13 protein-coding genes are annotated in these 12,398 nt (G+C 56.9%); 11 read left to right on the top strand and 2 right to left on the bottom strand.

The features are described 5' to 3' along the window. Positions 1–29: 29 nt before the first annotated feature. Entirely contained in the window at positions 30–1,031 is a 1,002-nt protein-coding gene (locus ACIQT8_RS07840) for an LLM class flavin-dependent oxidoreductase (protein WP_400964645.1), read from the bottom strand. 130 nt (positions 1,032–1,161) lie between these two features. Then, positions 1,162–3,471 (bottom strand): methyl-accepting chemotaxis protein, encoded by a 2,310-nt coding sequence (locus tag ACIQT8_RS07835; protein WP_400964644.1) that lies wholly within the window; start codon positions 3,469–3,471, stop codon positions 1,162–1,164. A 245-nt stretch (positions 3,472–3,716) separates the two neighbouring features. Here ACIQT8_RS07835 and ruvC point away from each other — a divergent pair, with 245 nt between their 5' ends. The 11 genes from ruvC to tolB all read left to right on the top strand — a co-directional run bounded on the left by ruvC (position 3,717) and on the right by tolB (position 12,193). Next, entirely contained in the window at positions 3,717–4,229 is a 513-nt protein-coding gene (gene ruvC, locus ACIQT8_RS07830) for a crossover junction endodeoxyribonuclease RuvC (RefSeq protein ID WP_400964643.1), read from the top strand. A gap of 32 nt (positions 4,230–4,261) precedes the next feature. Next, positions 4,262–4,879 (top strand): Holliday junction branch migration protein RuvA, encoded by a 618-nt coding sequence (gene ruvA, locus ACIQT8_RS07825; protein WP_400964642.1) that lies wholly within the window; start codon positions 4,262–4,264, stop codon positions 4,877–4,879. Positions 4,880–4,949: 70 nt separating this feature from the next. Continuing rightward, positions 4,950–5,990, top strand: a complete 1,041-nt coding sequence (ruvB, locus tag ACIQT8_RS07820; RefSeq protein WP_400964641.1) for a Holliday junction branch migration DNA helicase RuvB — start codon at positions 4,950–4,952, stop codon at positions 5,988–5,990. Between the two features lie 68 nt (positions 5,991–6,058). Then, on the top strand, positions 6,059–6,649 hold the full coding sequence (locus ACIQT8_RS07815; RefSeq protein WP_400964640.1) for a DinB family protein: 591 nt from the start codon (positions 6,059–6,061) through the stop codon (positions 6,647–6,649). After that, on the top strand, positions 6,639–7,151 hold the full coding sequence (locus tag ACIQT8_RS07810) for an NUDIX hydrolase (protein WP_400964639.1): 513 nt from the start codon (positions 6,639–6,641) through the stop codon (positions 7,149–7,151). Before ACIQT8_RS07815 ends, ACIQT8_RS07810 begins: the two co-directional genes overlap by 11 nt. Continuing rightward, positions 7,148–7,684, top strand: a complete 537-nt coding sequence (locus ACIQT8_RS07805; RefSeq protein ID WP_400964638.1) for an NUDIX hydrolase — start codon at positions 7,148–7,150, stop codon at positions 7,682–7,684. The genes ACIQT8_RS07810 and ACIQT8_RS07805 overlap by 4 nt, the downstream gene beginning before the upstream one ends. Beyond that, positions 7,681–8,118, top strand: a complete 438-nt coding sequence (ybgC, locus tag ACIQT8_RS07800) for a tol-pal system-associated acyl-CoA thioesterase (protein ID WP_262527764.1) — start codon at positions 7,681–7,683, stop codon at positions 8,116–8,118. The genes ACIQT8_RS07805 and ybgC overlap by 4 nt, the downstream gene beginning before the upstream one ends. A 262-nt stretch (positions 8,119–8,380) precedes the next feature. Next, positions 8,381–9,100 carry a protein TolQ gene (gene tolQ / locus ACIQT8_RS07795; protein WP_138792084.1) on the top strand — a complete coding sequence of 240 codons (720 nt, stop codon included), beginning with the start codon at positions 8,381–8,383 and terminating at the stop codon, positions 9,098–9,100. Between the two features lie 46 nt (positions 9,101–9,146). Beyond that, the gene (tolR, locus tag ACIQT8_RS07790) at positions 9,147–9,605 is read left to right on the top strand and encodes a protein TolR (RefSeq protein ID WP_138792085.1); all 459 of its coding nucleotides are present in this window, start codon (positions 9,147–9,149) and stop codon (positions 9,603–9,605) included. A 10-nt stretch (positions 9,606–9,615) separates the two neighbouring features. Beyond that, complete coding sequence (locus ACIQT8_RS07785) at positions 9,616–10,797, top strand: hypothetical protein (protein ID WP_138792086.1); 1,182 nt, start codon at positions 9,616–9,618, stop codon at positions 10,795–10,797. 82 nt (positions 10,798–10,879) lie between these two features. Beyond that, the gene (tolB, locus tag ACIQT8_RS07780) at positions 10,880–12,193 is read left to right on the top strand and encodes a Tol-Pal system beta propeller repeat protein TolB (RefSeq protein ID WP_138792087.1); all 1,314 of its coding nucleotides are present in this window, start codon (positions 10,880–10,882) and stop codon (positions 12,191–12,193) included. Positions 12,194–12,398: the final 205 nt, after the last annotated feature.

Genomic DNA, 12,398 nt, shown 5'->3' with positions numbered 1-12,398 from the left:
TCTGCTCCGGGGCTTTTTTCTTGTGTATCCTATGCGGCCTTACGGATCGATGTTCGAACGTCCGCAAAAATCTCCACGGAACGAAGCCGCTTTTCAATGTCATGGATCGGCATGGAGACGATCAATTCATCGGCCTGCGTTTCGGCAAGGAAACCGTCGAGGTGACGTTCAATTGTGTCGGATGATCCAACGGCGGCGAAGCGCAGAGTGTGTTCCACCGAAAAACGCTCCATCTCGTTCCAGTAGTCATCCATGCTCTCCACCGGTCTGGGGAACTGGGTGCGAACGTTGCGACGCAGGTTCACGAACTGCTGCTGTGATGATGTAAAGAGATGCTGCGCTTCCTCGTCAGTATCTGCGCCCACACCCATCACGCCGACCATGACGTACGGTTTGTCCAAAACCTCGGACGGTTGGAACCGGTCGCGATAGATATGCAGCGCCTCCATCAGCATGTCTGGTGCGAAGTGCGACGCGAAGGAATAAGGAAGGCCAAGAGCGGCCGCCAGATGCGCACTATAGGTACTTGAGCCCAACAACCAGATCGGCACATTCGAATTCATGCCAGGAACGGCAAGGATCGTCTGATCTGGCTCCGGCGGACCGAAATAACGCTGGAGCTCCATGATGTCGTGAGGAAAGTTTTCTGCACCGGCATCGAGATTGCGACGAAGCGCGCGGGCTGTGCGCATGTCGGTACCGGGCGCGCGTCCGAGGCCAAGGTCGACACGTCCGGGCAGCAGCGCTGCCAGGGTGCCGAACTGTTCGGCAATCACCAGTGGGGAGTGGTTTGGCAGCATGATGCCACCGGACCCAACCCGGATATGTTTTGTTGCCGCCCCGACATGGGCGATGACAAGCGATGTGGCTGCACTTGCGATACCCGGCATGCCGTGATGTTCAGCAAGCCAGATGCGGTTGTAGCCGTGCTCTTCCGCCTCGATTGCCATGCGGCGGGAGTTTTCAAGCGCTTCACCGACGGTCTCGCCTTCGCCGATCGGGGAGAGGTCGAGAATGGAAAAAGGGATCATCCGTCGCTCCTAGAGAAAGTCCTGTTCCCGACCGATGTAAGTCGCTGGTGCGCCTTTACCATAGGCGTCGCGTAGAATTGATGAAGCGTTCAAAAAAATTGGGGCTCGCGGAGAGCCCCAATCGCAGATGTCAGCTTGCCTGGCGGTAGCGGACCTGTTCGGCCAAAGCAGTGTGGCCGCTGCCATCGGCAAGGACGAACTGTCCGAGCCTGCCGTCCATCTCGGTCGCCTCTGAAGCGAGATTGTGGATCGCCGCCGTTGTTTCCTCCACCATAGCCGCATTCTGCTGTGTCATTGCGTCGAGACCGCTCACGGTGCTGTTGATCTCCGCCAGCGTGTGCGCCTCCTCGCGAGTCGATTCCATAATCTCCTCGATGCGAGTGCTGATCGTCTGGACGTGCTGGCCGATGCCAGCCAGTGATGCGCCGGCCTTTTCGACAAGCGTGACGCCGGTAGACACCTCATCGGTGGAGCGTTTTAGCAGGCTGGTGATTTCTTTCGCTGCAGCCGCCGAGCGTTGTGCCAGTTCGCGCACTTCCTGAGCCACGACGGCGAACCCCTTGCCGGCTTCGCCCGCGCGAGCCGCCTCCACACCCGCATTGAGAGCTAGCAGATTGGTCTGGAATGCGATCTCGTCAATCACGCCGATGATCTGGTTGATCTGCCGCGAGGAGGTCTGAATGGCTTCCATCGCGGCGATTGTCTGTTCCATGACGTTGCCGGAGGCTGCGGCTTCCTTGCTGGCATCGCGGGCGATCCGGGTCGCCTGTTCAGCCCGCTCGATCTGGTCGCGGACGGCTTCGGTGATAGCCTTGATGGCACTTGCCGTTTCCGTAATTGATGCAGCCTGACGCTCTGTGCGTTCGGCGAGTTGGTCGGCTCCGACGCGCATCTCTTCGGACCCGCTTCGAACGGCGGCGGAATTGCCTCCAATGGCCTGCATGGTTTCGCTGAGCCGCGCCATGGCGGTGTTGAAGTTGTGGCGCAGACCTTCAAGCTCATGAGGGAAGCGGCTCTCGATCCGGTAGGCGAGATTGCCGTGCGCAAGACGATCGAGTCCCTCATCCAGGGAATGCACGACCATCTGCAGCGTGCTGGCTTCGGCCTCGCGTTCGGCAAGATGAGCGCGCCGCGCCGTTTCAGCTTCCTCGCGGGTGCGCGATGATGTTGCTTCAAGCTCTCGCTGCCTGATGAGTGTCTCACGGAAGCTGCCGAGTGCGCGTGCCATTTGGCCGATCTCGTCTTTCCTGTCCTGATTACCGATCTCGGCATCAAGATTGCCGGCAGCAACATCACCTGTCAGACCTGCAAGCTTCTGAAGCGGTGCAAACAGTCGACGCGCAAAGAACGCGGTTGCCGCGCACATGGCTGCCAACACACAGAGCCCGATTATGGCAAGCGTACCAACAATCGAGACAGAGCCTGCGTTCAATTCACTTTGGAGCATGCTTTCGACGGCAAGATATTTTTCACCGCCAAACGAGAATGGCCGGGCATAGGCGTTAGCGTCGCCGTCTGCGCGCGTTATCTTTGCTTCTGTCATTCCCGATGAAGTGAGAGCAGAGGTATAAAACCCGTAAGGACCGGCATCCAGCGCAGTCAGCGTGCTGCCGTCTACGCCGATGACCTTGCCATCCGCTGCGATGATCGCGGGTTGTTCGGAACTGTCTTTGGCGATGCCTTTGGCAAGGATCTGTGCAAACACCTCTTCCTTGACCTTGAAGAGAACGAGGCCCTTGAACGACTCGAACTTGACCACGGGTATGCCGAAATAGATGCCTGCTTCTTTTGTGGCTGCGTCGATCCGCAGTCCGGAGAAACTGGTCTGCGCTACGTCGTTCACAGCTTTTTTGGCGTTTTCAGCGCCACGCGAAAAGGCTGCCCCCAATCCGCTATCTGCCCATGCACCGCTGGTGACAGTTTCACCGAATGCGGGCCCCTTGAGATAGGAGTAATAGACCGTGCCATTAGGGTCGACAAAGAGAACATCGCTGAACGGCGTTCCCTGCAGGTATCCGGCGATATCTGTCTGGGTCTTTTCGTGGGTGGAATAATAAAAGCCGCTTGGGTTTTCCGGCTTGATAAGTTTTTCACGCTGACCGAAGGGGTTTTCCTTGACGAAAACACGTTGCAGTTCGGCTTTCGCATCGCCTGAGTTTTTCTGAACCGTACCCCAGCCGCTGCGCATCGACACGACGGCCATTTGCAACGATTCAATCTTGGCAATGGAATCCGCCTGTGTTTCAAGCTGTTCCAGACGCTCCTGCAACATGTCTCCACGGAAGACGAGAATGCTCTCCATGGATTTCGAAGCTTGTTCCTGAAGAACGCTGCTGCTGCTCTGGTAGCCGAGGAGGGTCAGTGCGGCTGTGGACGTTGCCATCAAAGCCAGGAAAATGATCAGAACTTTGGTCGATATGGAATGAAAACGGTTCAGCATGGCTGCTGTAGCCCCCAATGCCAGTTCGGCAGCCCCGCTCTCCTTAATGGCGGCACCGGCTGATCGATTGGCGAATTGTTTTGCTACGGCGCATCATGTCCGCAGCTCCCCTTTTGTCATTATTGCCGGAAACAATGCGGTACGGGATTTAAACAGAGGTAAATGCTGCACTGCAAATTTAACGGATGTTGTTGTTTTGTTCACTTATCGCTGGCAGGTTTGCTGCCGGAAAGATAGGGTGGCTTATGCAGAACGCGATTCGAATCATCGGGATCGATCCCGGTTTGCGGCGTACCGGCTGGGGCATCATTGAAAGCCTCGGCAATAGCCTGCGCTTTGTTGCCTCCGGTACGGTTACATCCGATGGCGACATGGATCTGGCCTCACGCCTTTGCCAGTTGCATGACGGACTGGCCGAGATCGTGCACAGTTACCAGCCTGATGAGGCGGCCGTGGAGCAGACCTTCGTGAACAAGGATGCTGTCGCAACGTTGAAGCTGGGCCAGGCGCGCGGTATTGCCATGCTGGTTCCAGCGCGGGCTGGATTGCAGGTTTCCGAATATGCGCCGAATGCGGTCAAGAAAGCAGTGATCGGGGTTGGTCACGGTGAAAAGCAGCAGATTCACATGATGCTGAAAATCCTGATGCCGAAAGCCGAGTTCAAGGGAAACGACGCCGCGGATGCGTTGGCGATTGCCATTTGCCACGCACACAATCGTGGTGGTGATAGAATGCGCCGCCTTCTGGCGGCGGGCTAAATTTTAGTGGTTTTATTTCGGCGGGCGGCGTCATGATTGGAAAACTCAAAGGGACTATCGATGAAATCGGCGGGGATTACGTCCTCGTGGATGTGCATGGCGTCTGTTACATTGCGCATTGTTCGGCGCGAACGCTGTCGAAAATCGGATCGGCGGGTGAGGCCGTTGTACTATTTATCGAGACCTATGTACGTGAAGATCAATTGAAGCTTTTCGGCTTTCTTTCTGCTCTGGAGCGCGAGTGGTTCAATCTTTTGCAGAGCGTACAGGGCGTGGGTTCGAAAGTGGCGCTTGCTGTCCTGTCCACCCTGTCTCCTTCTGAACTGGCGAATGCCATTGCGCTTCAGGACAAGGTCGTTGTTTCGCGTGCGCCGGGCGTTGGTCCAAAGGTCGCCGTTCGCATTGTGACGGAGCTTCGCAACAAGGCACCTGCCTTTGCCGGAGAGCCGTCGGCGTCGATCGGTCTGAAGCAGGAACTCGGAGAAGGGGCCGCCCCCGCACCGGTGGCAGATGCTGTCTCCGCTCTCACCAATCTAGGCTATTCCCGAGATCAGGCAGCAAATGCGGTTGCTGCCGCGCTCAAGAACGGAGGTGAGGGCAGCGATAGCGCCAAGCTTATCCGTCTCGGGTTGAAGGAGCTTTCGCGATAACGCGATGCCCGTGGTATAGGGAGTGGAACATGTCACTCCATGAATGTGCGATTAAGACGGAATACCCTTGATGAGCGATGCGGCAAGATTGATCTCGGCGGATAAACGTGGCGAGGATATCGACACAACCATGCGTCCGCAGTCGCTGGACGATTTTACCGGCCAGGCGGAAGCGCGCGCCAATCTCAAAATCTTTATCGAAGCCGCCAAAAACCGCGGCGAAGCGCTAGACCATGTCCTTTTCGTCGGCCCTCCAGGCCTGGGCAAAACGACCCTTGCGCAGATTATGGCCAAGGAACTCGGCGTTAATTTCAAGTCGACGTCCGGGCCAGTCATTGCCAAGGCGGGTGACCTTGCAGCACTTTTGACCAATCTCGAAGAACGCGATGTGCTGTTCATCGACGAAATCCACCGCCTCAACCCCGCCGTTGAGGAAATTCTCTATCCGGCAATGGAGGATTTCCAACTCGATCTCATCATCGGGGAGGGTCCGGCCGCACGCTCGGTCAAAATCGATCTGTCGAAGTTCACGCTCGTTGCAGCAACGACGCGTCTCGGGCTGCTGACGACGCCGCTGCGCGACCGTTTCGGTATTCCGGTCCGGCTTTCATTTTACACTGTCGATGAACTGGAATCGATCGTTCGTCGTGGTGCGCGCATGATGGGCCTCAACATGACGGACGAGGGTGCGCGCGAAGTGGCCAGACGTGCACGCGGCACGCCGCGAATTGCAGGGCGGCTGTTGCGCCGCGTGCGCGACTTCGCTGAAGTGGCGCGGGCGGAAGCAGTTACGAAGGAAATTGCAGACGAGGCTCTGACGCGCCTTCTCGTGGACAATATGGGTCTCGACCAGCTCGACATGCGCTACCTGACGATGATCGCCGTAAACTTTGGCGGCGGGCCGGTGGGTATCGAGACCATCGCTGCGGGTCTTTCCGAACCGCGCGATGCAATCGAGGACATTATCGAGCCCTACATGATCCAGCAGGGGTTTATCCAGAGGACCCCGCGTGGCCGCATATTAACGGCAACCGCATGGAAACACCTGGGTATGCAACCGCCAAAGGACCTTGAGGCAGCGCAATTTAGGCTGACGCTGGACGAGGATTAAGTCTTTCGACCTCCAGGTTTCATGCCGCGATTTGACGATTGGCTGGTCTCAAAACGAGGGAGGGGAAGATGCCGGACTATGATGCGGCGCGTGTTTTTCGCAAGCTGGCGCGGAACAATCGCCTTGCCAATTTTCGGCTGCATAATGCCTGTTTATTGTTGCCGCAGTACGAATTCGTCGCGCCCCGAACGAGCTTCTTTCCAACCATTCGCGCGACATTGAACCATATCCATATCATTGATGTCTTTTATATCGATGCACTGAAAGGCGGCACCCTCGGGCCTGCGGCATGGGCAAACGAGGAGCCCTACCTGACGATGGAAGCGTTGCGGCAGGCCCAGGCGAAACTCGATGACGACCTGATTTTTTTTGTCGAGGAGCTTGATGAAGCCAGTCTGGCCGCAACGGTCAACGTTCATCGCGGCAAGCGCATTCAGCAGGATCGCTGCGACGACATTCTCAGCCATCTCTTCCAGCACCAGACACACCACCGCGGACAGGTGCATGCGATGTTGTCAGGCACGAGTGTGAAACCACCGCAACTGGATGAATTCATTGTTGGCGATGACGCAATGGCAAGAAAAACCGAGATGGATGCGTTAGAATGGCGCGAAGATGATTTGATGTCTCCAGCCCACAGGCCGCTCAATGACGCATGACACCCGCATCCGCATAAAATTCAAACCGAAGCGTATTTTCCAGATGCGTATCGCGGGCCTCGCCTTTCGTGATGGACATGTGCTTGTTCACCGGGCGACGCACGAGAAATTCTGGACTTTTCCCGGTGGGCGCGCGGAAATGGGAGAACGCTCGGAGGAAACGCTCGAGCGGGAGATGATGGAGGAACTCGGCACCGAAGCGAAAGTCGGACGGCTTCTCTGGGTGGTCGAAAACTTCTTCCATTACGAAGACAAGGACTGGCACGAGCTTGGCTTTTACTACCTCATGGATCTGCCGGAGAGCTTTGCGTTTCATCCCTCGGCCATCATCCACCGCGTTCAGGATGGTGATAACGAACTGGAGTTTCGTTGGGTCAAGGCGACGCGCCAGGCATTGACGGAGCTCGATATTCCGCCCTATTTCATCGCCGACGAAATAGAGCATCTGCCGCAGACAACAAGACACCTCGTCTGGTACGACGGCGATCTGGACGATAAATGACTTCTGCCCTCGAACGCCACATGATCCGGCTGGACCGCAAGCCGCAGCTTTTCAGCATGCGTGTGGCGGCACTGATCTTCCATGACGGGCATATCCTCGTTCAACGTGCTGTCGGCGACATCTACTGGGCTTTGCCGGGCGGGCGTGCGGAGATCGGTGAAAGCTCCGAAGAAACCATCGTTCGGGAAATCCACGAGGAGCTGGGCCGGGATTGCTGCGTCGAACGACTGCTGTGGTCCGCCGAGAATTTTTTCTCTTACGAAGAATACGCTGCGCACGAGTTGGCGTTCTACTATCTGGTTTCCCTGTCGGAGCCGATGCCTTTCCACGAAAGCGATATTATTCATCATGTGATGGATGGCATCGAGATCGAATTCCGTTGGTTGCCAGCCAATTCGTCCGCGCTCACGAAAAACGATCTCAAGCCTGCGTTCGTCGCGCAGCGTATTGAAGCCTTGCCGAGCCGGAGCGAGCATCTGATCGTTCGCGAAGGATGCTCTGGCGCGGCAGGAAGTCCCAAGGAGACCTCATGACCTTTACCGTCCCGCTTTCGGGCGAACTTATCGAGCACGGCCATCGACTGATGCAGCGCGTTTATTACGAGGACACGGATTTTTCCGGTCTCGTCTACCACGCCCGTTATCTGCATTTTTTGGAGCGTGGCCGTACCGACTATCTGCGGTGTCTCGGATGTGAGCAAAGCGCGCTGCTGACAGCGGATGAAGAGGGCCTTGTTTTCGTCGTCCATCGTATGGAAATCGACTTCAAAAGCCCGGCACGTATGGACGATGTGTTGACGATCACCACTGTCACCGAGAAGGCAGGTGGCGCAAAAATGGTGCTCAATCAGGAAATTCGTCGTGGTGAGACGTTGCTTGTCAGCGCCAAGGTCATCATCGCAGTCATCAATGCGAATGGCAGGCCAAGACGTCTTCCGGAAACGGTTGCGGAAAAATTCCTCAAGTAAGACAGGCACCGCCGCAGTAAATCCCGCAATGGTGTCCGTATAGTAACACTCCCTTAACCATAATGGTGTCTTACTTTAGCATCTGGTATTTGTGCGGTGCACGCCTTCCTTTCACCAAATTTATTGGCAAGGAAGGCATATTGGCAAGTACCGGGGCATGGCTAAAGGGTTGGGCGGCGTTGACCGCATAACTTCGAGCGCCGATGCGCGTTTGAATCGCCCGGTCCCGTGCCGGGCGTTTGGATTCGGGGATTGGATATTTATGGAACAGGCAGGTTTGGCAGCGGCGACGCACGACGTAAGTCTCTGGGCTCTGTTTATGCAGGCGGGCTTTATCGTAAAGCTCGTCATGATCGGACTTCTGGCCGCCTCGGTCTGGACGTGGGCGATCGTCATCGACAAGTATGTGAGCTTCAACAAGGCACGGCGCCAGTTCGATCAGTTCGAACAGGTTTTCTGGTCTGGTCAGTCGCTTGAAGAACTCTATCGTACGCTGGCAGAGCGGCAAAATGGCGGCTTGGCTGCGATTTTCGTGTCGGCCATGCGGGAATGGAAAAAGTCCTTCGAGCGCGGCGCACGTTCGCCGATCGGTTTGCAGATGCGTATCGACCGGGCAATGGATGTGACCATGGCTCGTGAAGGCGAGCAATACGAAGCCCGTCTTGGTTCTTTGGCAACGATCGGTTCAGCCGGTCCGTTCATCGGCCTTTTCGGTACGGTCGTTGGTATCATGACCTCGTTCCAGGCTATCGCCGGTTCGAAGTCTACCAACCTCGCCGTTGTGGCGCCTGGTATTGCTGAAGCACTTCTGGCTACGGCTATCGGCCTGGTTGCCGCTATTCCTGCGGTTATCGCCTACAACAAGTTCACCGCCGATGCGCACAAGCTTTCCGCACGTATGGAAGGTTTCGCCGACGAATTCTCTGCGATCCTGTCTCGCCAGATCGATGAAAAGCTTCAGACGCGCCAGGCTGCGCAGTAAGCGAACCGCGCATTAATTTGCCGCAAGGCAAAATGGAGTAAACGTTATGGGTATGTCAGCAGGTGGCAACGGCGGCGGTTCCGGTGGACGCCGTGGACGCGGCGGCCGTCGCAGAGGCGGAGCGATCAGCGAAATCAACGTGACGCCGCTGGTCGACGTCATGCTGGTGCTGCTTATCATCTTCATGGTGGCTGCACCGATGATGACGGTGGGCGTTCCGATCGATCTGCCGCAGACCTCTGCGAATGCGCTGAATTCGGACACACAGCCGATCACGATTTCCGTCAACGCCAACGGCCAGATCCATCTTCAGGAAACTGAAATCCAGGCTGAAGAAGTGGCTGCCAAGCTGCAGGCCATTGCGACGACAGGTTATAACGAACGCATCTTCGTTCGCGCCGATTCCGTTGCCGCTTACGGCATGGTCGCGGACGTAATGGCTCGTATTCAGGCCGCAGGCTTCAAGAATATCGGCCTCGTGACCCAGCAGAAACAGGATAATTGACGTAAGAGCGATGAAGGGCAGCATCACCACATCCGCGATTGTGCATGCGTCGCTTCTGGCTTTCGCCCTTGTATCCTTGGGCTCGCCGGAGCCTCTTGACGTGTCGCAGGCCGAGGCCCTGCCAGTGGAACTGGTCCCCGTCGAGGAATTGAGCCAGATTCAGCAGGGTGACAAGAACGCACCCAAGGCGGAAAAATCCGCGCCTGTTCCGACAACCCGCCCGGATATCGTCGAGAACGCTCAGAACGCAGGCAACAACACCACAGATATTCAGGCGCCGCCGACCCCGACGGAAAAGCCGAACAACAATGAAAGCGCTGCCGCGCCGCCAAAGTCCGAGAATCCTCTGCCTGTTGTCGATACCAAGCCGAACGAGGTGAAGGATATCGTCAAGGAGGAGACCTCCGCGCCGAAACCGCAGGAAATGGCTGCTTTGCCGCAGACCAAGCCGGAAGTTGCGCCGCAGCCAAAACCCACGCCGACACCGCCGCAGGAAACCAAGGCGGAAGAACCGCCGCCGCAAAACCAGGAGCCGGCCGAAATACCCGTGCCGCAGAACGTGCCGCGTCCGAATTCTCGTCCCGAGCCGCCGAAGCCGGAAGAGCCGAAACAGGCCGAGACGAAGCCTGCAGAACAGAAACCGGCCGAAAAGCCTGCCGAGAAAAAGCCGGATCAGGCCAAGTCGACGGAGAAGCCGTCTGACAAGAAGCCCGCCGATAAAAAGCAGGAGACAGCCAAGTCTGCCGCGTCTCAGGCAAGCGAGTTCAATGCCGACGAGATTTCAGCGCTCCTGAACAAACAGGCGCCGTCCGGCGGCGGTGCGAAACGCTCGACCGAAACAGCCTCCCTTGGTGGCAAGAAGACGCTTGGAACGGGTCTGAGTGCCAGCGAAATCGATAACGTCAAGGGCCAGATCCAGAACAATTGGTCTATGGTCTCCGGTCTCACCGGCGTTGCCGAGGTGCGTGTGGTGATCAGGATCGAGCTTGACCAATCCGGCAATATTGTTGGTCAACCCGAGGTCAGTGCTTCCGGTGGTCCGGAAGGTACGCGCCGGGCGGTTGAAAGCAGTGCGCGCCGCGCGATCCTTCGCTCCGCGCCTCTCAAGAACATGCCGATCGAGAAATATGAGGGCGAAAGGGGCTGGAACACGATGGTTCTGAACTTCGATCCGTCCGAATTTGCATTGTGAGCCGACAGGTTTTGGAACTGATGACGACAGAAATCCCAAAACTCCTGTCCAATTTTCGTAAGAAGCTGAAAGGCTTGTCTAAATGACCAAGTGTTCTGTCCTCCGCGCCCTCATGGTTGCCACGGGCATGTTGTTCTCGCTGGTTGCTGTCGCTCCGGCGAATGCCGAGGTTCAAATCAATATCAACAAGGGCAATGTTCAGCCGTTGCCAATCGCCATTACCGACTTCATGTCGGGTGACGGCATCGGTGCGCAGGTTTCTGCTGTCATCGCGGCTGACTTGCAGCGCTCCGGTCTTTTCGCACCGGTCAATAAAAGCGCGTTCATCGAAAAGATCAGCAATCCAGATCAGCAGCCGCGTTTCGAGGACTGGAAGGTCATCAACGCGCAGGCTCTGGTCACTGGTCGCGTGACCCGTGAAAGCGATGGCCGCCTGCGCGCCGAGTTCCGTTTGTGGGACACGTTTGCCGGTCAACAGATGACAGGCCAGCAGTTCTTTACCCAGCCGGAAAACTGGCGCCGTGTGGCTCATATCATCGCGGACGCGATCTATGAGCGTATTACCGGTGAAAAGGGCTACTTCGATACCCGCGTTGTTTTCGTTTCCGAAAGCGGCCCGAAGACAGCCCGTAAGCGTCAGCTTTCCATTATGGACCAGGACGGTTTCAACATCCGTAACCTGACCAACTCGAATGACATCGTTCTGACGCCGCGCTTTTCGCCGAACCGCCAGGAAGTCACCTACATGTCTTTCGAAGGCCAGCAGCCCCGTGTTTATCTCCTGCAGCTCGAGACCGGGCAGCGCGAAGTTGTCGGTAACTTCCCCGGCATGACGTTCTCGCCGCGCTTCTCTCCGGATGGGCAGAAGGTCATCATGAGTCTTCAGCAGGACGGCAACGCCAACATTTACACGATGGATCTGCGTTCGCGGACAACCACGCGTCTGACGAACACGTCTGCGATCGATACCGCACCGTCCTATTCGCCGGACGGACAACGTGTCGCCTTTGAAAGCGATCGCGGTGGCCGCCAGCAGATTTACGTCATGAATGCGGACGGCTCCGGTCAGCAGCGCATCTCCTTCGGTGATGGCTCTTATTCGACACCGGTCTGGTCTCCTCGTGGCGATCTGATCGCCTTCACCAAGCAGTCGGGTGGCAAGTTCTCGATCGGCGTGATGAAGACCGACGGTTCCGGCGAGCGTATCCTGACCAGCGGTTTCCACAATGAGGGCCCGACATGGGCACCCAATGGCCGCGTTTTGATGTTCTTCCGTCAGAACGCCGGCGCAGGTGGACCGCAGCTCTATTCGATCGATCTGACCGGTTACAACGAGCAGCTTATCAAGACCCCGACCTTCGCTTCAGACCCGGCATGGTCGCCGCTTCTGGACTGATTTGATTGCCATGGCGGCGCTGGATGATCCAGCGCCGCCATATTTTTACGCATGCCCTTCAGGGGGATGCCTCTTTCTTGCCGCAAAGTGTTGTGAGGGAGCAAGAAAGTGGGACATTTCCTTTCTGTTAACCATAAGTGTTTGCCGGCGATTAACCTCAATCGGTTAGCCTCTGGCAACGTTACTGAAATTCTAAGGAGAGACC

Origin of the sequence: Agrobacterium sp. NPDC090273, assembly GCF_044772305.1 — a bacterium.
Classification (GTDB): domain Bacteria; phylum Pseudomonadota; class Alphaproteobacteria; order Rhizobiales; family Rhizobiaceae; genus Agrobacterium.
This window is presented reverse-complemented; position numbering and strand designations above follow the sequence as displayed.